Origin of the sequence: Mesorhizobium sp. M0854 (assembly GCF_040319815.1) — a bacterium.
In the GTDB taxonomy this organism is placed as follows: Bacteria; Pseudomonadota; Alphaproteobacteria; order Rhizobiales; family Rhizobiaceae; genus Mesorhizobium.
Window position 1 is genome coordinate 443,938 of the sequence record NZ_JAMYOL010000002.1, and the last position, 25,078, is coordinate 469,015.

Here is a 25,078-nt window from a genome sequence, read left to right on the forward strand (position 1 = left end):
ACGGCCGCCAAAGAGCCGTACGGGTGCGAGGCGTCGGCGAAAGTGCTCCCTGACGGAGATTGGAAGCATGGTTTCCCGATTCTACGACCGGACTTTTTTCCGTGTCATCTCAATGACGATCGCGCTCATCGGCCTTGTCGCCTTTTCGGCATCGGCGGCGCGGGCGCAGGAATACACCGCGCAGGAGATCGTCGATTCCGGTCATAAATTCTTCGGCGCGACGTCGGGCGGGCTCGCCACCGTCGTCGAGAAGATTTTCGCCACCTATGGCCTGCCGAACGGCTATCTGCTCGGCGAAGAGGGGTCCGGGGCGCTGATCGGTGGCCTGACCTATGGCGAAGGCACGCTCTACACCAAGAATGCCGGCGACCACAAAGTGTTCTGGCAAGGCCCTTCGCTCGGCTGGGATTTCGGCGGCGAGGGCTCGCGCGTCATGATGCTGGTCTACAATCTCGACGATGTGAGCAGCCTCTATAATCGTTTTGGCGGCGTCGCCGGCTCCGCCTATGTCGTCGCCGGCGTCGGCTTCAACGTGCTGAAGAACAACAATGTGCTGCTCGTGCCGATCCGTACCGGCGTCGGCGCCCGTCTCGGCGTCAATCTCGGCTACCTCAAGCTCACCCAGCGCGCGACCTGGAATCCGTTCTGACACCTGCATGATGGCGCCACTGCGATTGGAGCTGTGATCCCACGGTCTGAGCTTTGCCGCGGCATACTCTTGCCGTGGCGCCGGATTTCCGTCATGCGAAGATGGCAAAGTCGACCTTTGGCGGTTGCCATGCACAACGGATAGTCATCTTGGTCCAGTCGATCCTGTTCTTTGTTCTCGGCTTTCTCTGCGCCGGCTTTCTGGCGCTGATGATTGCTCCGGCCGTGTGGCGGCGGGCGGTGGCGCTGACGCGCAAGCGCGTCGAGGGCTCGATGCCGTTGACGCTGGCCGAGATCCAGGCGGACAAGGATCGCATTCGCGCCGAGTTCGCGGTTTCGGTGCGCCGGCTTGAAATGACCGTCAAGTCATTGCGCGAGAAAGCCGCCGAACAGCTGGTCGAGATCGGCCGCGACCGCGAAGCCCTGAAGGAATTGGCGGCCGAGCGACAGGACAAGAACCGGGTCGTCGCCGATCTTACAGCCAGCGGCGAGGAGCTTCGCAAGCGCGATGAGCAACTGCAGCAGCTGTCGGAACGGCTTGCGGAGACCGAGCGCGCCCTCGAAAAGCGCGGGCTCGAACTGCGGAAACTGGAGCACATGTATGACGACGCCAGTTTTTCGTCCAGCAGCAGGCAGATCGAGCTGGTGGCGCGCGAATCCGAGCTGCAGAAGTTGGCAAGCGACATTTCGCTGCTGCGCGGCCAGCGCAAGGAGACGGACAGGCGCTGCCAGGAATTGGCAGCCGAAAGCAAGGTTTTGCGGGACGCGTTGAAGGCCGAGAAGAAAAGAACCGGCGACCTGGAAAAGAAGGTCGAACGCCTGCTCGCCTCGCTAGCCGATCGCGAGGACAGGCTGGAGCGCCGCGAGAAGGAACTGGTGCGCCTTCGCGAAAAGCCGAAAGGCGCTGAAAGGACGCTTGCGGTGGGTCTTGCCGGCGTGCCAGGCAGTCAGGTCAATGTGGCCGCCAACGGTGACATCGAAAAGACAACCGCCAAGCTCGACGCCGACCGCGAGCGGCTGGAGGCCAGGCTGACGTCGCTGGCACGCGAAAACAGACGGCTGAAGACAGATCTTGCTGCCGTCGAAACGCCGAAATCACAGGCCGGAGACGATACCGGCAGCGCCAGCGCCGCATTGCGCGAAGAGATGAACGATCTGGCGGCGCAAGTCGTGGCCTTGACGGCAAAGCTCGACGGGCCGGATTCGCCGATCGCCCAGGCGCTTGCAGCGCCTGAGGATACGCGGCAGGGGAGCGGCGGACGCAGCCTTGCCGATCGGGTGCGGGCGCTGCAGAAGGCCGCTTCGACCGACTGAGATTCCGCAAGCGCGAGCGGGACGCCCCGGCTCTAAATTAGGCTCCGGAAAAATGATGCAGCGCGATAGCTGACGCGGCGGCGACGTTCAGGCTGTCGAAACCCTGCGCCATACCGATCCGCAGCGTCTGCAGGCGGGCAAGCAGGCTTTCCGGCAGGCCTTCGCCCTCGGTGCCGAGATAGACCGCCAGCCGGCCGTTTCTCTTGGCATCGCGAATGTCGATCTGCCCGCGCGGCGACAAGGCGAATTGGCTGAAGCCTTGCCGGTCGAGCATTGCGGTGCAGCCGGCGGTATCGGCAAAGCAGGCGAAGGGGACTTTCAAGGCGGCGCCCACCGAGACGCGGATTGCCTTGCGGTACAGCGGATCGCAGCAGGTCGGATCGAGAAGCACGGCATCCGCGCCAAAGGCGGCGGCATTGCGGAAGATCGATCCCATATTGTCATGATTGGCGATGCCGACCAGCACCACGATCAGCGCGCGGGCGGGCAGTGCGCCGAGCAAAGCTTCAGCGGAGACGGCCGCGCCCTTGCGGCCGATCGCCAATATGCCGCGATGCATGTGGAATCCGGCAATCCTGTCCATGACTTCGCCGGATGCGACATAGATCGGAAGCCCGGCAGGCGCCTTGCGCAGGACGTCATCGAGGCCGGCCAGCCGGTTCTCGAGCACCAGCACCGATTCTGCCTCGAAGCGACGGGCGGCAAGCAGCGTGTCGAGCACCACCTTGCCTTCGGCGACGAAACGGCCCTGCCGGCCGGCAAGATCGCGTTCCCGGATGTCGAGATAGGCGGCGACGCGAGGATCCTGCGGGTCGTCTATGCGGATCGGATTCATGGCTTCCTCGGCGGACCCTGGCGTCGGCCGCGAATCGGGATTCGGATTCGGAAGGCATGATGCCGGATCCGAAGCTCTGACCGTATCTCAGCGTCCAAATGGATGCACGCCGTTCTAACGGTCAAATCCAATCACTAGGCGCCGGGCGGAGACGCCCTGCCTGGCCTCCTGGCGGCACGGCGATATTTGATTTCCGCGGCACGGCTCTTCGGCCAAGCCGCTTCAATGCAGAATCTCGATGGGCGAAGGAACCACACAGGGCCATGCCGCGTCATAGAGGCGGGCTCCTGCTGCGGTCCTGGGAGGACATCGATGATCAGGCTCCTCCTCGTCTTTGCCGCCACGCTTGCCCTCGCATGCGGCGTGGCTCGCGCGGCCAAGCTCGATCCAGCCACCGTCAATCAGGCCCAATTCACTATCGGCGAACCGAAGGGTGTCGATCCGATGCTGCTGAAGGCGCAGATCCTTCTGGATCGCGCCCGCTTCTCGCCGGGCCTCATCGACGGTCGCCTTTCCCAGAACTTCGCCAAGGCCGTCGCCGCGTTTCAGGCGGCAAACGGACTTCCGCCCGATGGCAAGCTCAGTCCACAAACCTGGAGCAAACTCATCGCAACCTCCGCCAAGCCGGTGCTGGTGACCTATAAGGTGATGCGCAAGGATGTGCGCGGACCTTTCACCAGGCGTATTCCGGCTCGCTTGGAGAGGATGGCCCGCTTGCGGCGGCTCGGCTATCGCAATGCGGTGGAGAGGTTGGCTGAGCGCTTCCACGTCAGCGAACAATTGCTGCGAATGCTCAATCCGGGCACCAGCCTCAGGAAACCAGGCAGGACGTTGGTGGTGCCTGATGTCAGCAGGGGCGACCCTCCCGCCGGCGTTGCCGTCGTCGAGGTCGACAAGGGCGCCCGCCTGGTGCGTGTGCTCGACCGTGCCGGCAAATGGCTGGCGGTCTACCCCGCCTCGATTGGGAGCGAGGAGAAGCCGGCGCCAAGCGGCATGGCGGAGGTCAGGCGCGTGGTGCACAACCCTACCTATCATTACGATCCGGACTTCGCTTTCAAGGGAGTCAAGACCAAGCGGCCCTTCACCATCGCTGCCGGGCCGAACAACCCCGTGGGATCGGTCTGGATCGATCTCTCGATCGAAAGCTACGGCATCCACGGCACGCCCGAACCGGGCAAGATCGGCACGACCTTTTCGCATGGCTGCATCCGGTTGACCAATTGGGATGCCGAAGACCTTGCCTCCATGGTGCAGCCGGGCACGAAGGTCGAGTTCAAGGACGAGATTGCGCAGGCCGCCGACGAGCGCGTTCAGTAGCAAAGCGGACTTGGCAGCAAAGCGGACTTGGCAGCAAAGCGGACTTGGCAGCAAAGCGGATTTGGCGGGGCATTCTCCGCCTCGGCCGCTCAGGTCCCGGCGCGACGCAGCCGGTGAGCCATCTGCGACAGTTCACCTTCGCCGAAAATGCCGTCCAGCATGTGCAGCAATTCGCGCACCGCCGCGGACTTGCAGGAATAATAGATCATTTGCCGGTCGCGGCGGGTCTCGACAAGGTCGGAAGCCCTGAGCTTGGCCAGATGCTGTGACAGGGCGGATTGGCTGAGCGATACCTTCTCGGCTATGGCGCCGACCGACATCTCGCCCTCGGCCAGATAGCTCATGATCAACAAACGTTTTTCGTTGCCCATCAGCGTCAGAAACGCAGCCGCGGTTCCGGCGTTGGCGACTAGTTTGTTCGAGACCATAGATCCCCCATGCCTTCTTGCTCATCCGCCGCTATGGGGGCAATAGCGTCGGATTCCATAGACTTTCCCTATAGATGCACGCCAGCCATTCAGCGTCACTCGCAAAGGTAGAACATTTCGCTCAAATCTCAAGGCTTGCTTTCCACGCAAGCCGATTAACTGTGCGGCTGTGATTAATTTGCCGATCGGGCAGCCTTGGCCATGTCAACCAGGACAGGCCTGAGGTCGCGCGCCGCTCTCAGCGGCTCGGGGAAAAAGACCCGGCAGACATTGTCGCCCGATACGAGATCCATCCCGTCGGCGTCGAACCCGGTGACGATCCAGCCGTCACTCTCGGCCCCGCCGAAATGACTTGCGTAGAGGGCAATCGCATCGAGATGGTCGGCGTTGATGTGGTCGAGCGCCGATTGCTCGCCGGCGGCAAGCTCTTCGACGATCGCTCCCGTCACGACCAGATCGGTGCGGTCGAGCAGATAGGCCTTGCCGAAGCCGCCGTTCAGGCTGGCGCGCTCCGGTTCGAGCCGGAAGATCGAGAAGTCGCCGAGCCCGGCATAGAGTTTTGCCTTAGGGTTGCGGTTGAGGTAGCGCCGCTCGGCGCGGGCGTGTTCGTTCGATCCGCGTTCGAGCGGCACGGCGCGGCAGACGAGCGTCAATCGCGGATGCGCCAGCGGATCGCCCCTGCCGGGTTCGCCGACGAGCAACGAGCAGCGCGGGTCGGCAAGGATGGCGCCGGTATGGGCGGACAGCATCGATACCAGGATCAATGGCGTGCCGTCGATGTCTGTGGCGACGCCGACCCGGCTGGCCAGCGGCGAACCGGTTCCTGGTTCGAGCACAGCCAACGCGCCGAAATGGGCGCTGCGGATCAGCGTCTTTGCCAGCCTGATCGCCTCGGTATCGGTCGCGCGGATCACGTCTTTCCTGGGTTCGTCCAAGGCATCACCGTCGCATTTATTTCGGCGCCATGCGGATGGCGCCGTCGAGGCGAATTGTCTCGCCGTTGAGCATCTGGTTCTCGATGATGTGCAAGGCAAGTGCCGCGTATTCCGAAGGCTCGCCCAAACGGGAAGGGAAGGGCACAGCGGCGCCGAGCGAATCCTGCACCTCCTGCGGCATGCCGGCCATCATCGGCGTCCTGAAGATGCCGGGTGCGATGGTGCAGACGCGAATGCCGGAGCGGGCGAGATCGCGCGCCACCGGCAGCGTCATGCCGACGACGCCGGCCTTGGACGCGGAATAGGCGGCCTGGCCGATCTGGCCGTCATAGGCCGCGACCGACGCGGTGTTGACGATGACACCGCGCTCGCCGCCCTGCAGCGGCTCGAGCCTGGCGGTCCGGTCGGCGACCAGGCGGATCATGTTGAAGGTGCCGATCAGATTGACCTCGATCAACTTGCGGTATTGATCGAGCGGATGCGGTCCGTCCTTGCCGATCGTCTTCATGCCGACAACGATGCCGGCGCAATTGACCAGGATGCGCGGTGCGCCGAGCGTCTCTGCCGCTTCCGCGACTGCGGCGGCACCGCTCTCGGCGTCGCTCACATCACATCGGACGGCGATGCCGCCGATGTCAGCCGCCACCTTGGCCGCACGCTCGATACCGAGATCGAGGACGGCAACCCTGGCGCCGCCGGCGGCAAGAGCGCGCGCCGTCGCCTCGCCAAGGCCGGAGCCGCCACCGGTGACGATCGCAATCTGGCCGTTCGGGTTCATCTCGACGTCCTCCTCCGTGTCCAGACTATGCCGCCAAGCCACCGTGCGACAGCGCCGGCACGGTCATGCCATCGCGGCGATGTGCGCGGCAATCCTTGCCTGGTCGGCGTGGCAAACCTCGCCCGCCAGCCTCGCCAACGCGCCCGGCACGATCTCGTGCGCCAAAAGCCGGTCGGGGTCGACCGGACGCGGCATCGAGATCTGCCCGCGCGGCAGCCTCCTGAAGCCGAGCGCGCCGTAGTAGGGTTCGTCGCCGACCAGCATCACCGCCGGCGCGCCGGCCTTGGCGGCGGCTTCCAGCGCGATTGCCACCAGCCGGCGGCCGATGCCGAAATTCTTGAAGGCCGGCCGCACAGCGAGCGGCCCGAGCATCAGCGCGCGGCCAGCGCCGGCGGCGATGCGCGTCATCCGTACCGAGGCGACGACGATTGTGCCATCGACGGCCACGAAGGACAAAGCCCGTTCATGCGGGCCACCTTGGCGGATCTTGTAGGCGGCGAGCACGAAACGACCTGGCCCGAAGGCCTCGTCATTGATGGCTTCGATTTCAGGATCGTGCGCCGGAGTTTCCGGCAGGTATTTCACGTCGGCCAGGTATTTCAAGTCGGCAAGGCTCATGGTCTTTGCGTTCCGGTATGCGAGGAAAGGTTTGCTGCAAGCGGCAGCGTTCGCCAGTCAGCGCTTCATCAAGCGCGGGCGCTCTTTCGTCGTCGGTCGAACCGGATCATGGCAAAGTCGAACATGCGGATGTCCGCTAGCACCAATTTTCAGCCGCCGCAATCGGCCCGCGCAGCCGACGCGCACTCGACGACGCAGCCGTTGACGATCTGTTCAGCATCGGGGATTTCCGCGGCGCCGCTTGGTGCCCTACATCGAGCAGGAACGCGAAAGGATATTGCATGGGATTGCTAGTCGAAGGCCAATGGCAGGACCGCTGGCACGATAGCGGGGAGAGCGGCGGCAGGTTCGTGCGGGCGCAGTCGCAGTGGCGCGACTGGGTGACCCGCGACGGCACGCCGGCCGAAGGGCGAAAACGCGGCTTCAAGGCCGAGCCCGGCCGCTATCACCTCTATGTCTCGCTCGCCTGCCCGTGGGCGCATCGGACGCTGATCTTTCGCGCGCTCAAAAAACTCGAGGACGTGATTTCCGTCTCGGTCGTCCATCATTTCATGGGCGCCGACGGCTGGACGTTCCTGGCCGAGGACGGCGCCACCGGCGACACGCTCTACGGCCTCGATTTCCTGCACCAGATCTACACCAGGGCCGATCCCGGCTATTCGGGCCGAGTCACCGTTCCGGTGCTGTGGGACAAACGCGAGCAGACCATCGTTTCCAACGAATCCTCCGAGATCATCCGCATGCTCAATTCGGCCTTCGACGAATGGGGCGATGCCAGGCTCGATTTTTATCCGCAACCGTTGCGCGGCGAGATCGATGCGATCAATGCGCTGGTCTATCCCGCGGTCAACAACGGCGTCTACCGTGCCGGCTTCGCCACCACGCAGGCAGCCTACGAGGAGGCATTCGGCGAATTGTTCTCGGCGCTCGACATGCTGGAGGACCGTCTGTCAAGGCAGCGCTATCTCGTCGGCGGCCGCATCACCGAGGCGGACTGGCGGCTGTTCACGACACTGGTGCGCTTCGACCCGGTCTATGTCGGCCATTTCAAGTGCAATCTGCGCCGCATCGCCGACTATCCGAACCTGTCGAATTACCTGCGCGATCTCTACCAGGTGCCGGGCGTCGCCGGCACGGTGAATTTGCACCACATCAAGGCGCATTATTACGGCAGCCACGAGACCATCAACCCGACGCGCATCGTGCCGGTCGGGCCGGAGCTGGACTACGGCGCGCCGCATGACCGGGACAGGTTCAGGAATGCGGCGTGAAATCAGCGATCTAGCGGAAGGTCTCGGAGTCCATCTTTGCCCTTCTAACGAGTTCAGCTTTCAATATGGTATTTCCAAATCGATTGGAGTAGCCGAGCGACGTTGCAAGGAACGCAACGATGCCGCTGATCATGACGATCACGACCGACATCTGGGGCGGGATTGCGCGTAACAATCCCGACGGCAGAAGCACAGCCATTCCCAAAATCATTTCTATCAGGGTTGAGAAGCCGACCATTTTCCAGAATTCAGTGCGAGTAAAAAGCTGAGCATGTCGCTTTATAAAAACGAAATATGTCACGAATGCCGCAACTAATTGTATTGTGAATTGGATGAATCTTCCAACTTTTGCTAACATGTATGGATCTATCCCAAGAACTATTGTCGAAATTAACGCTATAACGGAAAATGTTATCACATTAATTCCCGTGTAAAGTGATACATAGAGCGCGATTCTAAATCTATCGTTTTGGCTGTGTTGCATTTTTCTCCTCATCGCTCAGCATTTATCTCTCTGAGAACAATGAATGCTGCTGGCCTATACCGACGCAGCCAAAGCTGTTGAAGAGATGATCTACCAGTAAGGCGATGCCGAATTCCCCCCAAAAACTTCGGCAATCCGCCGCAGCGTCGCCGGTGTCGTGCCCTCGGGCAAGCGGTCGAGCGGGAAGAAGCCGGCTTCGGCGATCTCGCGGTCGGGCAGCTTGGGCGCTGTCTGGTTGAACTCCTCGACCAGATAGAGGCCGACATGGTCGCGGCGGCTGGCGCGGCGGTTGAAATGCAGCGACTTCAGCACCGGCGGTCCGGTCAGCGCGATGTTGCCTTCCTCGAAGACTTCGCGTGTCAGCGCTTCGATCATCGTCTCGCCCAACTCGACGCCACCGCCCGGAAGGTGCCAGCCCGGGACATAGGTGTGGCGGATGAGGAAGACGGAATTGGAGGGGCGGTCGTGGATCAAGCCGCGCACGCCGAGCGTCATCGGCCGCCGCAGTACGAAATACAGGTGAAACAGCCTTGCCCTGAAGCCCGGCCAGCCGGTCTGGCGCAGGGCTTGCTCGGGATCCGGCGTCATCGTCCGCGAAACCGTGAGTGGAAAGCGGCGCGCGGCTCGCCTATGAAGAAAAGATGTTCAGGCTCGCGCATATTTCCGATGTCCATCTGGGGCCGCTTCCCGATGTAACCTATCGCGATCTCGCCTCCAAGCGCGTGGTCGGTTACGTCAACTGGCAGCGCAACCGCCGCCGCTACATGCACGATGCCGTCATCGACACGATCGTCGCCGACATGAAGGCCAGCGGGCCGGACCATCTCACCATCACCGGCGACCTGGTCAATCTGGCGCTCGACGGTGAGCTCGAGATGGCCAAGCACTGGCTGGAGACGTTGGGCTCGCCCAATGACGTGTCGGTGGTGCCGGGAAACCATGATGCCTATGTGCCGGGCGCCTTCGACAAGACCTGCCGGTCCTGGGCGGCGTGGATGACCGGCGACGGCGTCAATACGCCGGTCGATCGCAACACCTTTCCCTATTTGCGCGTACGCGGCAATGTTGCGCTGGTCGGCGTCACGACGGCGCGCGCCACGGCTCCGTTCATGGCCAACGGCTTCTTTCTGGAGGGCCAGGCGGAAAGGCTGCGCGGCATCCTCGACGCCACGGGCAAGCGCGGCCTGTTCCGGGTGATCATGATCCACCATCCGCCGGTGCGCGGCGCGGTTTCGCAGAACAAGCGGCTGTTCGGCATCTCGCGCTTCCACAAGGTTCTTCACCGGCATGGTGCCGAGCTTGTGCTGCACGGCCATTCGCATGTGCCGTCGCTCTTCTTCGTCGGCGCCCGCAGGACCAAAATTCCGGTGGTCGGGGTCGCCGCCGCGGGGCAGGCGCCCGGCAGTTCGCATGCGCTGGCGCAATACAATCTGCTCGACATCGACGGTGAAAAGGACAAGTGGCGGATCAGGCTGACGCGCCGCGGCTTGACCGGGCCGGCATTGCCGCCCAGCGACCTGCAGACAATGGAGCTTGGCGTGGGGGCCGAGGCCACGCTTGCCGGGGCGCGGTGAACTCAGATGGGAGCGTCTCGCCGGTCGTCAGCCGCACTCGGCGACGCCAAGTGACATCCCTTGGCTGCAAATGCTTTAAAAGCTGATTTTCATCGCGACGATGCGGTCCCAGAACAGCACGAGCGAAATCGCCAGGCCGACCAGGGCGCCGGCGGCGATCAGGCCGAGGCCCGAGAAGAACGCCGACCAGCCGTTGCTGCGCCCAGCGACATGCAGCGGCGGCTCAGCCTCCGCCACCAGGGCGCGTTTCAGGCCGGCGACGGCTTGCTCGATGCCGCCTTCCATCATCCTCTGGCGTTCGACGACGCGCTCGGCGACATAGCGCGTCACCTGGTCGGCAACGACCTTCATCTCGGTCGACTCGGCGAGCACGACGCGGCCGATGCGCGTGTCCTTGAGAAAGCGGTAGGTGCGGCGGTCGCGTCCCATGGCGACATGGCTGATCGCGTCGATCCACAGCCGTGGCTGCAGGCCGGACGAGACGGCGAAGTCGAAACTGTCCATGTCGGTGGGTACGTCGCCGAAGACCGGCGCGAGTTCGGCGGCAAGCAGATCGAGCCGCATGCGATGCGCTTCGCGCATCTCGACGACGACGTCGTCGCGGTCGGCGAAGGCGTTCTTGACGTCGCGAATGGCATCGGACAGTTTTCGCGACTGATCGATCTGGGTGATGTTCTCGCCTGCGTCCTTCATCGGCGTTGCCTCGCGGGGTTTGGTTAACACCGAATTAACACAGCCGCCGGCAAATTGCACTTGCGAGATCGATGAGCGGGCAAGGGTTCGCTGGAGCAGCACCAGCGCCGCCGCCGTGCCTGCGCGAAGACCGATCAGCTCGCCGCAGCGGCGAATCCCCGACGAAGCCGCCTGCTGCGGCGTCGCATATTGCGACGGACGGCCTCGACGACCAGGCCGGGCGCTTCCTCGACCAGCATATGGCCGGCTTCCAGCACGTGGTGCAGATGAAAATGCTTCGGCACGCCGTCCGCCTGGCTGACCGGCAGCACCGCGTCGTCGGTTCCCCAAACCACCATGACCGGCATATTCAGCGTTTCCAGCCGTTCGCGCTGAATGACGCCTTGCCGATTATCCCTGGTCATGGCGGCTGCGAACTCGACAAGTGTACGCAACTGGCCGGGGCGCCGGCGCATCTCGTTGAGGAGTTCGACCCTATGCTGCGGCAGCCGGCTTTGCGGTCCCGACATGGCGGCAAGACAGGCGCGGATTTCATCCGTGCCGGCAGCGGCGGCGTAGCGACGCAGCAGCGGACCATTGATCTCAGGACCAAAACCGCCCGGCGACAGCAGCGTCAGCGAGGCCATCTTTTCCGGCTCGCTCAATGCCATCAGGGCGGCCACGGCGCCGCCCATCGAATGACCGACGAGATGAGCCCGCTTTATCCCGCGAGCGGAAAGATCGGCAAGGACGGCACTGGCTGCAATCCTGGCCGGACCGCCGCCCGGAAAATCGAGCGACAGCCCATGTCCCGGCAGATCATAGGCCAGGGTCCGCGCGCCGGGCGCCAGAGACTCGGCCACATCGCGCCAGTCGTCGTGGCAGCCACCGAAACCATGCAGGAAGGCGATCGTTGTCGGGCCGGCGCCCCGTTCGGCAGCGTAAAGGGATGGGGTCATGCAAACTTTATGGCTTGGTGCCGGAATCAATCAGGATGCCGGGGCGGTCTTATGCGAGGATCAGTCTTTGCGGGGGTCAGACTTATGTGGAGATCAGCCTATGCGGGATCAGACCTATGGGGGATCAGATTGGCCGGTTCAAATTGTGTCTGAATTGCGCTTTGGCCGTCCGGATGGCCAGTAAAATCTTCGCGATCACCTGACGTCGTGCACGCGCCGGGAGACGTCAGCTGGCGCCGCCAAGCCCGGCGGCACGCAGGGCCTCCACCAGCCGGTTGGTCAGATCGGCGGGATATCTTCGCTCGACGAAGGTTGTGCGCGGATCGGCTGCGAATTTCGGAAATTTGGTGGTCAGTTCCTGCAGCAGCCTGCTCGCCAGCTTCTCGCGGCCGGCAGCCTTGGCGCCGATCAGCCGCGCCGCCAGATAATGCGATTTCATTTCAGTCGTTCGCAAGCCGTCGCTGGCAAGCGTGGCCCTGTTCATGTCGCCCATCATGAACTCTCCGGCGAACAGCCCGTAATCCCACCATGTCGGATGGGCGCTGGCGATGTCCACCGCGTGAGCAAGGATCGGGGCGCCCTCGCTGTACTTGCCGGCGAAAACCAGCCCGTAGCCGTAGGCGGCGGCCATTGCGAGATCGTAGGGATTGAGCTCATAGGCCTTGCGCATCCAGCGGATCGATTCCGCGGAATCGCCCATGCGCGAATTGAGGTAACCAAGGGCGCGGTGCGCGTAGGGGCTGGTCGGGCCCATCTGGATGGCGCGATGGGCAAACGTCATGGCTTTGTCGATCGTCGCGTCGGCGGGGTAGGGATAGTGGTCGGTGACCGCTTCGAGATGCAAGGACGCGAGTTCCGAATAGACGAGCGACGACTTCGCCTCCCGGTTGGCAAGATCTTCGAGGCAGCGGTAGGCGGCTTCGTGCGTCTGGGCATTCTGGTCGAGATAATATTTGCCGTTGAGCACCAGACACGCCGTCAGCCCGGTCTGGATGCCGCTCTGCTCGATGTAGTTGTAGATCGTGCCCGAGGCGGGAAGAGCCGAGGTCAAAATGCCGGAGATCTGGTCCTCGATGGCGGTGTTCGCGCTGTCGCCGGCGGTCAGGTTGCGTGAGAGCAGCACGCGGCCGGTCGCCACGCTTTGCAGCTCGAGCATGATGTCGCCGCTACGCGGCCCGGGCAGGACATCGAATACGAAGCTGGCGGCGTCGGTTACTGGATCGGGCGGGCTGTCGGCATCACGGCCGATGAAATTGATGGTATCGAAGCCGCTGAGGCCGGCGCGCAGCGATGCGGCGACACGGCGAGCCAGGTCGCTGTCGGCCTTGATGGCGATGTAGACCTGGGGGAGGTTTTCAACCGGAGGCGCTGCTATGCTGCCGGTCGCCACCGCGGTCTCGACCGCCGTGTCGCCGCCGGTCAGCAATACCACGCTACCCTGGCGAAGGATCAGCACACCCAGCATGAGGATGACCAGCGCGATCGCCAGCCAGAAGAACTGCAAATGGCGTTGCAGCGAAGGAGCAGCAGGGGCGACGGCTGGAACGCTCAGCAATGCAGCCGGATGTGCCCGGTTGCGGGCATCTTCCGGCGATCCGGCCGGGGCGTTTGTCGCCTCCTCTGTCGCCGGCTGCGGCTTGCTCTCTGCCTCAGCCTCTGCCGGCAAGCGAATGGCGTTGAGTTCGTAGGACGGAACATAGCCGCCGCGCGGAATGGCGATGCGGACCGGTTCGGCAACGCCCTCATTGGCGAAATACTGCTGCAGAAGCTCGCGCAGCCTGCCGGCCTGCACCCGCACCACCGCATCGGTCGACGGATCGAAATCGCCGTCCTTGCCGAAGACGTCCATCGCGATGGAGAAGCCCTTGAGCCTGTCGGCTTCGCCTGCCTGCTCGCGCTCGACCAGGTAGCGGAGCAGCTTGCGCGCGCGCTCGGATCGTCCGAACGTTTCGCTGGCAAGCAATCGCTCCAGCGTTTCGCGCACTGCGGGGGCGGCAGGCGTGGTATGCTGCAAGTGTCGATCCCTTCGAATTCGGCACAGGTTGAGGTACAATCATATCGCGCTGGCGGCGCCTTACAAGCATGTGCTTATGGTGCGATAGCGTACCCACCGGATAAAATTTCCGGTGGGCTGATGCGCGGGCCTGGCAGTCCCGGCTAGCCGCCCTTTCGGCCGACGATGCGGTTGGCCGCCGAAACCACGGCTTCGAGCGACGCGGCGACGATGTTGGTGTTGATGCCGGCGCCGAACAGCTTGCCGCCCGGATGTTCCATCTCGACATAGGAAATGGCCGAGGCATTCGAGCCGCGCTGCATGGAATGCTCGGAATAATCGAGCACCGACATCGGCACCCCGACATGGCGCGACAGCGCATCGACGAAGCCGTCGATCGGGCCGGTGCCGGTGCCTGATATGGTCACCTCCTTGCCCCTGTCGAGGATCACCGCTTCAACCACGCGCCGGCCCTTGACCTCGGTGTCGGGGTAGGTGTGGTGGTCGAGGAACTTCAGCCGCGCGCCGGGCTGGTCGACATAGGTGTCGAGAAAGCGCTCGTAGATGCGCCTGGCCGGCACCTCCTTGCCTTCGGCATCGGTGATCGCCTGGATAGCCTGGCTGAACTCGATCTGCAGGTTGCGCGGCAGGTTGAGGCCGTAATCCGCATGCAGCACATAGGCGATGCCGCCCTTACCGGACTGCGAGTTGATGCGGATGATGGCTTCGTAGCTGCGGCCGACATCGGCCGGGTCGATCGGCAGATAGGGCACCTCCCAGTGCTGCGTGTTGGCCTTGCGCAGCGCCTTCATGCCCTTGTTGATAGCGTCCTGGTGCGAGCCGGAAAAGGCGGTGTAGACGAGCTCGCCGACATAGGGATGGCGCTCGGGGATCTTCAGCTGGTTGGAGTATTCGTAGACGTCCTTCATGCGGTTGATGTCGGAGCAGTCGAGCCCGGGATCGACGCCTTGCGTGTACATGTTGAGCGCCAGCGTCACGATGTCGACATTGCCGGTGCGCTCGCCGTTGCCGAACAGCGTGCCTTCGACGCGGTCGGCGCCCGCCATCAGGCCGAGTTCGGTGGTGGCGATGCCGGTGCCGCGGTCATTGTGCGGATGCAGCGAGATCAACAGGTTCTCGCGGTTGTCGAGATTGCGGCACATCCATTCGATGCGGTCGGCGTAGATGTTGGGCGTCGACATCTCGACCGTGGAGGGCAGGTTGATGATCAGCTTGTTCTCCGCCGTCGGCTTGACGATCTCGGTGACTGCGTTGCAGATCTCCAGCGCCACTTCGAGCTCGGTGCCGGTAAAGCTCTCCGGCGAATATTCGAAACGGTAGCCGCCGCCGGCCTTGGCCGCCATGTCGGTGATCATCTTGGCCGCATCGGTAGCGATGCGCTTGATGCCGGCGACGTCCTTCTCGAAGACGACGCGGCGCTGCAATTCGCTGGTCGAGTTATAGAAATGGACGATCGGGTTGGTGGCGCCCTTCAGCGCCTCGAAAGTGCGGGTGATCAGTTCGGGCCGGCACTGCACCAGCACCTGCAGCGAGACGTCGGCGGGCACGTTGCCTTGTTCGATGCACCAGCGGGCGAAATCGAAGTCGGTCTGCGAGGCCGACGGGAAGCCGATCTCGATCTCCTTGAAGCCCATGTCGAGCAGCAGGGCGAACATGCGCGCCTTGCGTTCCTGGCCCATCGGATCGATCAGCGCCTGGTTGCCGTCGCGCAGGTCGACCGAGCACCAGATCGGCGCCTTGTCGATCACTTTCGAGGGCCAGGTGCGATCGGCAAGACCGACGGTCGGATAGGGCTGGTACTTCCGGGCAGCATCCGGCATGCCCCTCGCGGGGCTGGCGGTTTCCTCTACATTCAGACGGATATCTTCTCGTGCGTTCATCGTCTTTTCTCCCGGCGGCTCGCGGATCCAGCTTCAGGCGGATTGGTGGCGAGCGGCGCCTTTACCAGAATTTCGTTCGCTTGATGTGACGTGCCAATTTTGTGACTGGCCAAGGAGCGTGCGCGTGAGCGGCGAATTCGACCGCCGGGCGCTCCTTCAGCGAACCCGGCGATCGCCGATAAGGCCGAGAAGCAGCAGGGTGGAGGCGAGCGCGCGAACGGTCTGGCCGGCAATGCCGGTCGGACGGGACGCAAAAGAGGTGGCGCGCGGGCTCATGGCGGATTTCATACAGGAGCGGGCAAAGCGAGGCAAGTGGGGGCCTCGCTGTCGCAGAAACTGCCGATCCAGCCTCAAGACCGGGGTTCCGCGCCGTCGCGAAACGGGAGAGAGGTGGTCGCCCACGGGTCTTGCCTTCGGCAACCCCGAAGACAGGCTCCGCGGCCGGAGAGGGGGCCTTCGCAGGGCGCAGTCCCCTCTCCGTCTCGGCTTCGCCGAGCCACCTATCCCGATTTTTCCTGATTACAGCAACTTTGTTCTTGCTTTGTGCCGGCAGCTATGCTACTAATTTGGGTATGGTGCTGACTGGCGCCGAGGACCCGCCGTCGAGGCGGGTTTTTTATTTCACGGTTTTGGCGTCACCTTTCGCGGACCCAGCCGCTCACCTGATCCAGTTGCTCTTCCCCGAGCCCGGCAAATGCGCCAGAGTCGATTGTCGGCGGGGGTGCAATGGCTCGCCGCCGGGAGGGATCGTCCATGAACTTCGTGTTCTTCTCGCCGCATTTTCCAGCCAATGGCGCCGATTTCTGCGACCGGCTGAAGAAGGCCGGCGCCACCGTGCTCGGCATTGGCGACGCGCCGTTCGATGCGCTGGACGGCAAATTGAAGGCAGCCCTTTCGGAATATTACCGCATCGACGACATGGAGGAGTACGAGCCGGTGTTCCGGGCGATCGGCCATTTCATCCACAAATGGGGCCGCGTCGACCGGTTCGAATCGCTCAACGAGCATTGGCTGGAGCTGGAAGCCAATATCCGCACCGACTTCAACATCTTCGGCACCAAGCTCGACTTCGTCAAGAATTTGAAACGCAAGAGCCGCATGCGGGCGTTCTTCCGCAAGAGCGGCGTCGAAACCATCCCGCAACGCAAGTGCTCCGACCGCGCCGGCGCCATGACCTTCATCCGCCGCGTCGGCTATCCCGTGGTGGTGAAGCCGGATTCCGGCTCCGGCGCCTCGAACACTTTCAAAATCTCCAACGCCGGCGAACTCGACAGCTTCTTCAGGGACAAGCCGGAAGGCGTCAGCTTCGTCATGGAGCAATTCATCGAAGGACTGGTGGTGACCTATGACGGGCTGGTCAACCGCGACGGCGAGGTGGTGCTGGCCGCCAGCCACCGCTACGACCAGAGCGTCATGGAGGTGGTCAACCGCGACCGCCATATGAGCTATGTCTGTTTTCCCGAGATCAGCCGGGCGGTCGAGGAGGCCGGCAGGAAAATCCTCAAGGCGTTCGACGTGCGCGAGCGCTTCTTCCACATCGAGCTGTTCGAAACCAGGGACGACCGGGTCATCGCGCTGGAGGTCAACATGCGGCCGCCTGGCGCCTGGATGACCGATGCCATCAATTACACCTTCGATATCGATGTCTATGCCGCATGGGCCGACATGGTGGTCAAGGACGCCGCCGGCGGCCCTTACAGGGGCAAGTATTTCACCGCCTATGCCAGCCGCAAGCGGCACCTCAACTATGTGCACAGCCACGCCGACGTGCTGGCCGCCCATGGCGACATGATCGTCCATCATCACGCCATCGAGGAGGTTTTCAGCCGCGCCATGGGAAACTACGCCTATCAGCTGCGCTCCACCGACCCGAAGGCGCTGCGCCGGGCGGTCGACTACATCCATGCGGAAAAGGCGTGAGGCGATGGACGTTTCCTACCACAAGGGTTTTGGCCGCAACCTCGGCCGCGACATGGAATACAAGCGCTACGGCCATGCCGGCCGACCCGTGGTTGTGTTCCCGACTTCGCAAGGGCGGTTCTACCAGTTCGAGGATTCCGGCGCCGTCTCGGCTCTCGCCGAGTTCGTCGACACCGGTCGCATCCAGTTGTTCACGCTGGACGGCATCGATGCGGAATCGTTCTTCGACCGCCATGCCGAGCCGGCCCATCGCATCGCCCGGCATGAAGCGTATTTCCGCTATGTGCGCGAGGAGGCGCTGCCGGAACTCCTGTCTGCCGCGGCCGAGGCCAATGGCGGGCGTACGCTGAAGCCGCTGTTTTGCGGCTGCTCGATGGGCGGCTACCATTCGTCGAATTTCGTCTTCCGCTTTCCGGAACTGGCCAGCGGCGTCATCGCGCTGTCGGGGGTTTACTCGACCCACGATTTCTTCGGCAGCGCGCTCGACGGACAAATTTTCTTCAACTCGCCGCTCGACTACCTGCCGGGTATCGTCGATCCGGGGCTGCTTGTCAGGCTGAAGGCGCTGCGGCTGATCTTCTGCTGCGGGCAGGGTGCCTGGGAGGAACGGATGCTGGCCGATACGCAGGCGCTGGAACAGATCCTGCGTGACAAGTCGATTCCGGCCTGGGTCGATTATTGGGGCGGCGATGTCGCCCATGACTGGCCGTGGTGGCACAAGCAACTGGTCTATTTCTTCGCCCGCTGGCTGGACGACGATCTGATGCACCGGCTGGATTAGGCCACCTGGAGGAAGGAAATGACCACGCCCGATGCCATCCGCCGCTTTGTCGAAGCTACCAACGCCGGCGACACCAAAGCTTTCCTCGAGACGTTCACGCCCGATGCCTTCCTGAGCGACTGGGGCCGGTCCTTCAAGGGCCGCGAGCAGATTGCGCGCTGGAACCAGTCGGACAATATCGGCGTGCAGTCCAAACTTAGCATCATTCGTATCGAACCGGCGGGCGATACCTACAAGGTGCGCATCGCTGTCACAGGCAACGGCTTCAACGGCGAGGGCGACATGGCGTTCACCCTGGACGGCGACCGCATCTCCAGCCTGGTGATCAGCTGAAGGATATTTTGAGGGCCCTTTAGGCCCACCTCGCCGCCACGGCCGCCGTTGCTCGCGCGGGACTCATTGGCTTGATACCAAAAACATGACTATGTTTATCATCTTTTAGTGGAAACGCCAGGCCGGCTGTGGCATGCCGCAAAGGCGCCGACGTCCAGGGCGTTCTCGAATTCAACGGCATCGAAAGGCTGAGCGATGGAGCAATTGAGTGCGCAAACCCGGATCAGCGGTGCCGCCATCCGGTCGGTGATGGACAGGCTGCGCGCCGAGCACGGCGAATCCGAGATCGATACCGGCTTTGCCGATCATTGGGAATTTCGCACGCACTACGGCTCGTTGAAGGCGACGCTCGGTGACGACAACGTGCTGATCCGCGTCGCGGCCGAGGATGAAACCTGCCTGTCCTACATGAAGATGGCGGTCGCCGGCCATTTCTCGCAACATCTCGGCACGACCAGGGGCATCGCTTGGCAGGGCGACGGCAGCGATGCTGGCACGCCGGTGTTCTTCCGCGAGATCACGGTGCTGTCCTCGACGCGGATTTCTCCGCATATGCAGCGCGTCCGCTTCACCGGCAACGATCTCGGCCGCTTTGGCCGTGGCGGCCTGCATGTGCGGCTGCTGCTGCCGCCGCGCGGCAGGCTGCCGGTGTGGCCGTCGATGGGCGCCGACGGCCTGATGGTCTGGCCGTCGGGCGAGGACGCGCTCGTCGTGCGGGTCTACACGATCCGGGCACTGGACGCCGCAAGCGGCTGGCTGGATGTCGATTTCGTCCTCCACCCCGGTATGGATACGCCGGCGGCCGCTTTCGCCGAAAAGGCAGTTGCCGGCGAGATCATCGGCATGATCGGACCGGGCGGAGGCGGCGTGCCCGAGGCGCAAAACCTGCTGCTGCTCGGCGACGACACCGCGCTTCCGGCGATCGGCAGGATCCTGGAGCAGCTTTCGCCGTCAACCCGCGCCGAAGCGTTCATCGAGGTCGGTGGTCCCGACGATCGGATGCCGCTGGCCGCGGGCGAGACCGTTGCCGTCACCTGGCTCTATCGGCATGGGCGCGAGGCCGGCACGGCCAGCCTGTTATCGGCCGTGCTGCGACAGCGGAGCCGGACCGCGCTTGCCGACAATCTCTATGTCTGGGCCGGATGCGAGTTCGGCGATTTCCGCGAGATCCGCAGGATCGTCCGCAAGGAATGGGGTGTGCCGCGCGACCGGCATCTGGTCACCGCCTACTGGCGCCGCGGGACGCAAGCGGCGGACGGCGGCGAAGAATAGCGCGCGACGATGCTCCGCGGTCAGCGGCGGTCGGATACGAAGGCGATCGCCGGGGCCGCCAGCATCGCGACGAGGCCGGCGCCTGCGAAGAACGCGCCATAGCCGAGACACTGCGCGGCGTAGCCGGCCGCGATCCCGCCGGCCATGCTCATCAGTGCGTCCATGCACTGGAACAGCGTGAAGTCGACGCCCGCCTGTCTTGGATCTGACCAGCGCATGAACTGCGCGTAAAGCGCGACGAAACCGAGAGCCATGAAGCCGGACGAGCTGAGCACCGCGATGGCCATCAAAGCGGTGGTCGAGAAGCCACCAAGAAAATCGAAGACCGAAAAGAAGAACAGCGATCCGGCCTGCAGGAAAAGCGCCAGGACGAGCACGTTGCGCGGGCCGAACCATTTGACGAGAGCGCCGCCGGCGAGTGCGGCAGCCAGGCCGACGAACATGCTGCCGACGCCGTTGACAAGTCCGACCATCGAGAGGTCGAGCCCGGCGTCGATCAGGAATGGTCCGAGCATGGCGAGTGCCGCCTTCTGGGCCAGGACATAGATGGCCGACGCTGCCAGGCCGCGCCGAATTTCGGGACGCTTCAACGCGTCGAGGAGGCCGGGAACATGCTCGCGCGTCTCCTCGCGCGCGCGGCCGGCCGCGCCGAGCAGGAAGGGGAGGCCGAGCGGCAGGAGCAGCAAGGCCATCGCCCAAACGGCGATGCGCCAGCCATAAGCGTCGACCAGAAGCAGAAACAGGCCGGCGCCGATGGCCGAGCCGAGATAGGCGCCGCCGACCTGCGCGGCATTGCCCCAGCCGTGGTTTTCCCTGGCCAGGCTCTGCACGGCGAAACCATCGCAGGCAATGTCGACCGTCGAGGCGGCGAAGGCGACGATGGTCAGGCAGGCCAGGACCGGCCACCAGGCCTCCGGGCCGAGCGCGCCGACGGCCCACAGCCCGGCGATGGACGCAAGTCCACCGGCGGCGACGATCGTGCCGGTGCGGTTCTTGCCGACCGGCGGCAGCCGATAGCGCTCGACGGCCGGCGCCCATAGAAACTTGAGCGCCCATGGCAGCGCGATCAGCGAAACCAGGCCGATCCGGTCGAGCGGCAGGCCCTGGTCGCGCATCACCGCCGGCAGCCCCGCCCAGGTGATGCCGCCGATCACACTCTGCGCGACGTAGAGCCCGCCGATCGCCAGGACGATCGCGACAGGCGTCGATGCCCGGCTGGAAACGGCGATCGACATCAGAAGCGGTAGCGCAGGCTGGCGAACAGCGAGCGGCCCTCGTCGCGGTAGCAATAGCCGGCCGAGCAGATGGGTTTTTGAGTGTCGAACAGGTTCTTGGCGTTGACCTGCAGCTTCACGCCCTCGAGCTTGGGGTTGCAGCCGAAATCGTAGGAGAGCGAGGCGTCGACGAAGGCGCGCGCGTCGTTCTTGAAGGTGTTGGTGTCGTCGCCATAGCTCGAGCCGGCAACGCGAACGCCGCTGCCCAGCCCGAGCCCCTGCAGCGTGCCGTCCTCGAACTGGTACTGCCCCCAGAGCGACAGGATGTGATTTGGCGTCGCCGACAGTTCCTTGCCTGCGGTTCCCGTGGCGCCGCGTTCGATTTTCACGCGCAGATAGGTGTAGGAGGCGAGTATGCTGAGGCCGTTGTCGAGCGAGGCGCTGGCTTCCAGTTCGACGCCGCGCGAGTTCAGGTCGAGCTGGCGCTGCTTGTTGATCCCGGTCGAGGCGTCGAAGACGACGCCATCCTTCTGGTCGATGTCGAACAGAGCGGCGCTGACGGCGGCGTTGTAATCGGCAAACTCGTATTTGACGCCGATTTCCTTTTGCGTCGCGATGGTCGGACGGGCGACGCGACCGATCGGACTGCTGACATCGTCATAGACGAAGCCGATATTGGGCGAGAACGACGTCGAATAGTTGACATAGGGCGTGATGCCCCATTCGGTCTGGTAGGACAGGCCGAGCCGGCCGGAAAGGGCACTGTCGTCCTGCTTGGACCTGGTGAAGTCGGCGGCGGTCGAGGTGGTGTCGGCCCAGTCGTAGCGACCGCTGGCGAACAGGGTGAAATCGTTCCACTCCATCTGGTCATGCAGATAAGCGCCGAGCTGGTTCATCTCCTGCCCGCCAGAGTAAGGAACCGGAGCGGCCTTGATGTCGTCGACGGAAACGTAGGAGATACCGCTGCCGGCGTCATAATTCGACCAGGCGTAGTCGATGCCGGCTACCGCCGTGTGCCTGACCTGGCCGGTATCGAATTCGAACTGCGCCATGTTGTCGACGACGAAGTTCTTCATGGTCTCGGTGTAGTGACCCCAATAGCGTTTCAGATCCACGCCGTCCGGGTAATGACCGCTATATTCGATGTCGCTGTCGACGGCGCTGTAGCGAAGGTTCTGCCGGACCGTCAGCACGTCGTTGAAACGGTGCTCGAACTCGTAGCCGATGCGGCCCTGGGTCTGGTCGAAGTCGTTCCAGGCGGGATCGCCCTCGTAGAGGTTCGTCAGAGCGCCGCCTGAATTGTAGAAGGCAGCGGTGCCGCCGGTGACGGATTTCGAATATTCGCCGAGGATGGTCAGCCTGGTATCCTCGTCCGGCTTGAAGCTGACGGCCGGCGCCAGATAGATCTTGTCGTCGGGATAACCGGGCAGGTCGGTGTCGCTGGTGCGGCCGAGGCTGGTGAAGCGGTAGAGAATGCTGCCGTCGTCGTTCACCGGGCCGGAAGCGTCGAGTGCGGCCTGGAAGCGATTGTGTTCGCCTAGCAGCATCTCGATTTCGCGGAACTGTTCTTCCTTGGGGCGCTTGGTGACCAGATTGACGATGCCACCCGGACCGCTGATGCCGTAAAGCGAGGAGGCCGGACCCTTCAGGATGGTGACGCCCTCGATGCCGTAGGGCTCGGTCTTGAACCAGGCCGAGGGGCCGTTGTACTGGCGCAGCCCGTCGCGGAACATGCCGTTGTAAAAGGCCTGGAAGCCGCGCAGGAAGAAGGCGTCGTAGCGGGTGTCGAAGCCGAAGCTGTTGGGATTGGCGCTTGCGACATAGCCGAGCGATTCGTTCAGCGTGCGTGGCTTCTGGTCCTCGATCTGCTTTTGCGTCACAACCGAAACGGCTTGCGGAATCTTGACCATCGGCGTGTCGGTCTTGGTGCCGATGCGGTCCTTCTTGGCGACATAGCCGTCCTGCACGAGGATCTCGTCGCTCTCGGCATCGACCTCGATCTTGTTGAGAACCGTGACGCCGCCCTGGTCCTGAGCGTGAGCCGGCCCGGACAGGCCGAGCAGGGCAACGCTGCCCGGCAGTGATAACCCCAGGAGCCATGTCATCGTCCGTTTCCGCATCAACTCGTCTCCACTCTTCCGTACATTGACGGAAGGGGCTCTCAAATCTGAGTATTTGAGTCAAGTTATTTTTTGAGCTCGTGCGGGTGCTGGCCCGATACGGTCGGCGACAGCAAAGTGCGACCGGTTTCAGGAAAACAGGCTACCAATCAGGGAGAGGCGAGCTGCTATGGTTTGAGGCTTCTCGCCACCAGCCGCGCCACGCTTGGGCCGACCAGAAGCACGATCAGGAAGCGTGCCGATTGCAGCGCCATGACGAAGGAGATGTCGACATGCTGCGCGGCGGCGGCGATGATGGCGACGCTGTCCATGCCGCCAGGGCTGGTTGCCAGATAGGCGGTCAGCGGATCGATGCCGAGCAGGCGGCTGATCAGGAAGGCGAGGCCGCCGCAAAAGACGATCAGGGCAATGATCGAGCCGACGATCTGCGGCAGCGCGCGGGCCGCGTGGCGCAAAATGGCCCTGGTGAAATTCAGGCCGATGCTCCAGCCGATCATCGTATAGCTCAAGGCGAGCAGCCAGGGCGGCAACTGCATGGTCACGCCGAGCCCGAGATGGATCACGGTGCCGAAAATGAAGGTGCCGAGGAATAACGGCGACGGCAGCCGGAAAAGCTTTCCGGCGAGGCCGCCAACCAGCGCCACGCCGAATGTTGCGGCCAAGCCTTGCGGGTCTATCGGCGGAAACCAGACGATGGCCGGCACCTCGATGCCCGAGGTGTCGACCCAGAGCTTGGCCACCAGGGCTGCCGTCATCGAGACGCAGATGACGCGCAGATATAGCATAAAGGCGACGAGGCGCTGGTCGGCGCCGAAGGCACCGGCCATCAGCACCATGGCGGTGGCCGCGCCCGGCGACGAGCCCCAGACCGCGGTGGTGCCGGGCAGGATGCGCCAGCGGCTGATCAGCCAGCCGAGCAGGCTGGATGCCGCGACCGTCGCCATCACGACGCCAAGGAACAGCGGCCATTCCCTGTAGAAGACGGGAAAGATATCGGCCGAGATGGAACTGGCGACCAGGCAGCCGACGACCGCCTGGGCTGAGCCGAACAGAACCCGCGGCACGCGCACCGTGGCGCCGTTGGTGCCGGCAGCTATGGCCGCCAGCATCGGTCCGATCAAGAGCGCGGCGGGCAGGGCTGCGAGTTCCAGCGCGCCGGCAAACAGCACCGAGACCACCACCAGGACCGGCCACTGCCAGGCCTTGTGGATCCGCGCCAGGTGCTCGATGGCCGGCGGGTTCGGGGAAGAATCCATAGATGGGCTCTTAGACCGGTCGCGAAAAAATGCGAACCCTTTTTGCGCGGAAAAGGGCTTGGATGGTAATGGCACCAACCATCCGCAGCGATCCTTCGCACCCCCCTCTGTCCTGCCGGCCTCTCCCTCTATCCCGCCTTCACCGCCGGCAAGCCGAACCCGCCAACAGGATGCGTCTCCACCTGGAACTCGAAGCCGGCGATGATCGGCCGTGCCTTGGCGATTGCCGCCTGGACTTCGGGCAGCTGCAGCGAAGCCTTGTGGCTTTCGGCATCGGTCCACACTTCGGTCACCCAGATCGCGTCGGCATCGGCCGGGTCGGTGGCGATGATGTAGTTCAGGCAGCCGGGCATGGCACCGGTGCTGGCGAGCAGGATATCCATCATTGCGTCACGCTGGCCGCGCATCGCCCGCATCTTGCCGATCAGTCCGTACATTCGCTTTGCTCCGTTGAG

24 protein-coding genes are annotated in these 25,078 nt (G+C 63.6%); 10 read left to right on the top strand and 14 right to left on the bottom strand.

The genetic code is table 11. The features are described 5' to 3' along the window. Nucleotides 1-67: 67 nt before the first annotated feature. Together NKH99_RS05035 and NKH99_RS05040 are read left to right on the top strand one after the other, a co-directional pair. Complete coding sequence (locus NKH99_RS05035) at nucleotides 68-649, top strand: DUF1134 domain-containing protein (RefSeq protein WP_023679557.1); 582 nt, start codon at nucleotides 68-70, stop codon at nucleotides 647-649. Nucleotides 650-798: 149 nt separating this feature from the next. Beyond that, nucleotides 799-1,962, top strand: coding sequence for a coiled-coil domain-containing protein (locus NKH99_RS05040; protein WP_353013130.1), 1,164 nt, complete (start codon nucleotides 799-801; stop codon nucleotides 1,960-1,962). Between the two features lie 37 nt (nucleotides 1,963-1,999). Here NKH99_RS05040 and NKH99_RS05045 read toward each other — a convergent pair whose 3' ends face one another. Then, nucleotides 2,000-2,797 carry a TrmH family RNA methyltransferase gene (locus tag NKH99_RS05045; RefSeq protein WP_352452915.1) on the bottom strand — a complete coding sequence of 266 codons (798 nt, stop codon included), beginning with the start codon at nucleotides 2,795-2,797 and terminating at the stop codon, nucleotides 2,000-2,002. A gap of 312 nt (nucleotides 2,798-3,109) precedes the next feature. Between NKH99_RS05045 and NKH99_RS05050 the strand changes: the two genes are divergently transcribed. After that, nucleotides 3,110-4,114: a L,D-transpeptidase gene (locus NKH99_RS05050; RefSeq protein ID WP_353012968.1), complete on the top strand. Its 1,005-nt coding sequence runs from the start codon at nucleotides 3,110-3,112 to the stop codon at nucleotides 4,112-4,114. An 89-nt stretch (nucleotides 4,115-4,203) separates the two neighbouring features. On the opposite strand, the gene NKH99_RS05055 is transcribed toward NKH99_RS05050, so the two are convergent. The 4 genes from NKH99_RS05055 to NKH99_RS05070 all read right to left on the bottom strand — a co-directional run bounded on the left by NKH99_RS05055 (nucleotide 4,204) and on the right by NKH99_RS05070 (nucleotide 6,873). Beyond that, on the bottom strand, nucleotides 4,204-4,542 hold the full coding sequence (locus NKH99_RS05055; RefSeq protein ID WP_023679553.1) for an ArsR/SmtB family transcription factor: 339 nt from the start codon (nucleotides 4,540-4,542) through the stop codon (nucleotides 4,204-4,206). Nucleotides 4,543-4,715: 173 nt separating this feature from the next. Then, nucleotides 4,716-5,477, bottom strand: a complete 762-nt coding sequence (locus NKH99_RS05060) for a HugZ family pyridoxamine 5'-phosphate oxidase (protein ID WP_353012971.1) — start codon at nucleotides 5,475-5,477, stop codon at nucleotides 4,716-4,718. Between the two features lie 16 nt (nucleotides 5,478-5,493). Continuing rightward, entirely contained in the window at nucleotides 5,494-6,255 is a 762-nt protein-coding gene (locus NKH99_RS05065) for an SDR family NAD(P)-dependent oxidoreductase (protein WP_353012974.1), read from the bottom strand. Between the two features lie 63 nt (nucleotides 6,256-6,318). Next, nucleotides 6,319-6,873, bottom strand: coding sequence for a GNAT family N-acetyltransferase (locus tag NKH99_RS05070; protein ID WP_353012977.1), 555 nt, complete (start codon nucleotides 6,871-6,873; stop codon nucleotides 6,319-6,321). Nucleotides 6,874-7,154: 281 nt separating this feature from the next. Here NKH99_RS05070 and NKH99_RS05075 point away from each other — a divergent pair, with 281 nt between their 5' ends. Both NKH99_RS05075 and NKH99_RS05080 read left to right on the top strand, forming a co-directional pair. Then, nucleotides 7,155-8,144: a glutathione S-transferase family protein gene (locus NKH99_RS05075; RefSeq protein ID WP_353012980.1), complete on the top strand. Its 990-nt coding sequence runs from the start codon at nucleotides 7,155-7,157 to the stop codon at nucleotides 8,142-8,144. Between the two features lie 119 nt (nucleotides 8,145-8,263). Beyond that, nucleotides 8,264-8,413, top strand: a complete 150-nt coding sequence (locus tag NKH99_RS05080) for a hypothetical protein (protein WP_352469691.1) — start codon at nucleotides 8,264-8,266, stop codon at nucleotides 8,411-8,413. Between the two features lie 305 nt (nucleotides 8,414-8,718). On the opposite strand, the gene NKH99_RS05085 is transcribed toward NKH99_RS05080, so the two are convergent. Beyond that, nucleotides 8,719-9,216 carry an NUDIX domain-containing protein gene (locus NKH99_RS05085; protein WP_353012983.1) on the bottom strand — a complete coding sequence of 166 codons (498 nt, stop codon included), beginning with the start codon at nucleotides 9,214-9,216 and terminating at the stop codon, nucleotides 8,719-8,721. A gap of 53 nt (nucleotides 9,217-9,269) precedes the next feature. On the opposite strand from NKH99_RS05085, the gene NKH99_RS05090 reads away from it, so the two are divergent. Next, a complete protein-coding gene (locus NKH99_RS05090; protein ID WP_353013133.1) occupies nucleotides 9,270-10,202 on the top strand; it encodes a metallophosphoesterase family protein in 933 nt (310 codons plus the stop codon). 75 nt (nucleotides 10,203-10,277) lie between these two features. Here the strand turns inward: NKH99_RS05090 and NKH99_RS05095 are convergent, their stop codons facing one another. The 4 genes from NKH99_RS05095 to leuA form a co-directional block, all read right to left on the bottom strand. Beyond that, nucleotides 10,278-10,895 (bottom strand): hypothetical protein, encoded by a 618-nt coding sequence (locus NKH99_RS05095; RefSeq protein ID WP_352998426.1) that lies wholly within the window; start codon nucleotides 10,893-10,895, stop codon nucleotides 10,278-10,280. Nucleotides 10,896-11,029: 134 nt separating this feature from the next. Beyond that, nucleotides 11,030-11,833 carry an alpha/beta fold hydrolase gene (locus NKH99_RS05100; protein WP_353012985.1) on the bottom strand — a complete coding sequence of 268 codons (804 nt, stop codon included), beginning with the start codon at nucleotides 11,831-11,833 and terminating at the stop codon, nucleotides 11,030-11,032. A 226-nt stretch (nucleotides 11,834-12,059) separates the two neighbouring features. Continuing rightward, complete coding sequence (locus tag NKH99_RS05105; RefSeq protein WP_353012988.1) at nucleotides 12,060-13,847, bottom strand: tetratricopeptide repeat protein; 1,788 nt, start codon at nucleotides 13,845-13,847, stop codon at nucleotides 12,060-12,062. A gap of 143 nt (nucleotides 13,848-13,990) precedes the next feature. After that, nucleotides 13,991-15,727 (bottom strand): 2-isopropylmalate synthase, encoded by a 1,737-nt coding sequence (gene leuA / locus NKH99_RS05110; protein ID WP_353012991.1) that lies wholly within the window; start codon nucleotides 15,725-15,727, stop codon nucleotides 13,991-13,993. 753 nt (nucleotides 15,728-16,480) lie between these two features. On the opposite strand from leuA, the gene NKH99_RS05115 reads away from it, so the two are divergent. The 4 genes from NKH99_RS05115 (at nucleotide 16,481) to NKH99_RS05130 (ending at nucleotide 20,033) form a co-directional block, all read left to right on the top strand. Next, a complete protein-coding gene (locus NKH99_RS05115; protein ID WP_352540972.1) occupies nucleotides 16,481-17,647 on the top strand; it encodes an ATP-grasp domain-containing protein in 1,167 nt (388 codons plus the stop codon). A 4-nt stretch (nucleotides 17,648-17,651) separates the two neighbouring features. Then, a complete protein-coding gene (locus NKH99_RS05120) occupies nucleotides 17,652-18,428 on the top strand; it encodes an esterase family protein (RefSeq protein WP_353012995.1) in 777 nt (258 codons plus the stop codon). An 18-nt stretch (nucleotides 18,429-18,446) separates the two neighbouring features. Then, on the top strand, nucleotides 18,447-18,761 hold the full coding sequence (locus tag NKH99_RS05125; RefSeq protein WP_353012998.1) for a nuclear transport factor 2 family protein: 315 nt from the start codon (nucleotides 18,447-18,449) through the stop codon (nucleotides 18,759-18,761). A 195-nt stretch (nucleotides 18,762-18,956) separates the two neighbouring features. Then, entirely contained in the window at nucleotides 18,957-20,033 is a 1,077-nt protein-coding gene (locus NKH99_RS05130; protein WP_353013001.1) for a siderophore-interacting protein, read from the top strand. A gap of 20 nt (nucleotides 20,034-20,053) precedes the next feature. On the opposite strand, the gene NKH99_RS05135 is transcribed toward NKH99_RS05130, so the two are convergent. The 4 genes from NKH99_RS05135 to NKH99_RS05150 form a co-directional block, all read right to left on the bottom strand. Next, complete coding sequence (locus NKH99_RS05135; protein ID WP_353013004.1) at nucleotides 20,054-21,268, bottom strand: MFS transporter; 1,215 nt, start codon at nucleotides 21,266-21,268, stop codon at nucleotides 20,054-20,056. Then, a complete protein-coding gene (locus NKH99_RS05140) occupies nucleotides 21,268-23,352 on the bottom strand; it encodes a TonB-dependent siderophore receptor (RefSeq protein WP_353013007.1) in 2,085 nt (694 codons plus the stop codon). Before NKH99_RS05140 ends, NKH99_RS05135 begins: the two co-directional genes overlap by 1 nt. A gap of 182 nt (nucleotides 23,353-23,534) precedes the next feature. Further along, nucleotides 23,535-24,623, bottom strand: a complete 1,089-nt coding sequence (locus tag NKH99_RS05145; RefSeq protein ID WP_352638269.1) for an AbrB family transcriptional regulator — start codon at nucleotides 24,621-24,623, stop codon at nucleotides 23,535-23,537. Between the two features lie 128 nt (nucleotides 24,624-24,751). Continuing rightward, nucleotides 24,752-25,060 carry a putative quinol monooxygenase gene (locus NKH99_RS05150; protein WP_352450553.1) on the bottom strand — a complete coding sequence of 103 codons (309 nt, stop codon included), beginning with the start codon at nucleotides 25,058-25,060 and terminating at the stop codon, nucleotides 24,752-24,754. Nucleotides 25,061-25,078 lie beyond the last annotated feature (18 nt).

Excerpts from the sequence above, each read along its gene's own strand:
- NKH99_RS05065 (WP_353012974.1), bottom strand. The coding sequence starts at position 6,255 with ATGAACCCGAACGGCCAGATTGCGATCGTCACCGGTGGCGGCTCCGGC.
- NKH99_RS05135 (WP_353013004.1), bottom strand. The coding sequence starts at position 21,268 with ATGTCGATCGCCGTTTCCAGCCGGGCATCGACGCCTGTCGCGATCGTC.
- NKH99_RS05080 (WP_352469691.1), top strand. The coding sequence starts at position 8,264 with ATGCCGCTGATCATGACGATCACGACCGACATCTGGGGCGGGATTGCG.
- NKH99_RS05035 (WP_023679557.1), top strand. The coding sequence starts at position 68 with ATGGTTTCCCGATTCTACGACCGGACTTTTTTCCGTGTCATCTCAATG.
- NKH99_RS05125 (WP_353012998.1), top strand. The coding sequence starts at position 18,447 with ATGACCACGCCCGATGCCATCCGCCGCTTTGTCGAAGCTACCAACGCC.
- NKH99_RS05070 (WP_353012977.1), bottom strand. The coding sequence starts at position 6,873 with ATGAGCCTTGCCGACTTGAAATACCTGGCCGACGTGAAATACCTGCCG.
- NKH99_RS05055 (WP_023679553.1), bottom strand. The coding sequence starts at position 4,542 with ATGGTCTCGAACAAACTAGTCGCCAACGCCGGAACCGCGGCTGCGTTT.
- NKH99_RS05145 (WP_352638269.1), bottom strand. The coding sequence starts at position 24,623 with ATGGATTCTTCCCCGAACCCGCCGGCCATCGAGCACCTGGCGCGGATC.
- NKH99_RS05115 (WP_352540972.1), top strand. The coding sequence starts at position 16,481 with ATGAACTTCGTGTTCTTCTCGCCGCATTTTCCAGCCAATGGCGCCGAT.
- leuA (WP_353012991.1), bottom strand. The coding sequence starts at position 15,727 with ATGAACGCACGAGAAGATATCCGTCTGAATGTAGAGGAAACCGCCAGC.
- NKH99_RS05120 (WP_353012995.1), top strand. The coding sequence starts at position 17,652 with ATGGACGTTTCCTACCACAAGGGTTTTGGCCGCAACCTCGGCCGCGAC.
- NKH99_RS05090 (WP_353013133.1), top strand. The coding sequence starts at position 9,270 with ATGTTCAGGCTCGCGCATATTTCCGATGTCCATCTGGGGCCGCTTCCC.
- NKH99_RS05050 (WP_353012968.1), top strand. The coding sequence starts at position 3,110 with ATGATCAGGCTCCTCCTCGTCTTTGCCGCCACGCTTGCCCTCGCATGC.
- NKH99_RS05150 (WP_352450553.1), bottom strand. The coding sequence starts at position 25,060 with ATGTACGGACTGATCGGCAAGATGCGGGCGATGCGCGGCCAGCGTGAC.
- NKH99_RS05075 (WP_353012980.1), top strand. The coding sequence starts at position 7,155 with ATGGGATTGCTAGTCGAAGGCCAATGGCAGGACCGCTGGCACGATAGC.
- NKH99_RS05095 (WP_352998426.1), bottom strand. The coding sequence starts at position 10,895 with ATGAAGGACGCAGGCGAGAACATCACCCAGATCGATCAGTCGCGAAAA.
- NKH99_RS05140 (WP_353013007.1), bottom strand. The coding sequence starts at position 23,352 with ATGACATGGCTCCTGGGGTTATCACTGCCGGGCAGCGTTGCCCTGCTC.
- NKH99_RS05100 (WP_353012985.1), bottom strand. The coding sequence starts at position 11,833 with ATGACCCCATCCCTTTACGCTGCCGAACGGGGCGCCGGCCCGACAACG.
- NKH99_RS05085 (WP_353012983.1), bottom strand. The coding sequence starts at position 9,216 with ATGACGCCGGATCCCGAGCAAGCCCTGCGCCAGACCGGCTGGCCGGGC.
- NKH99_RS05045 (WP_352452915.1), bottom strand. The coding sequence starts at position 2,797 with ATGAATCCGATCCGCATAGACGACCCGCAGGATCCTCGCGTCGCCGCC.
- NKH99_RS05130 (WP_353013001.1), top strand. The coding sequence starts at position 18,957 with ATGGAGCAATTGAGTGCGCAAACCCGGATCAGCGGTGCCGCCATCCGG.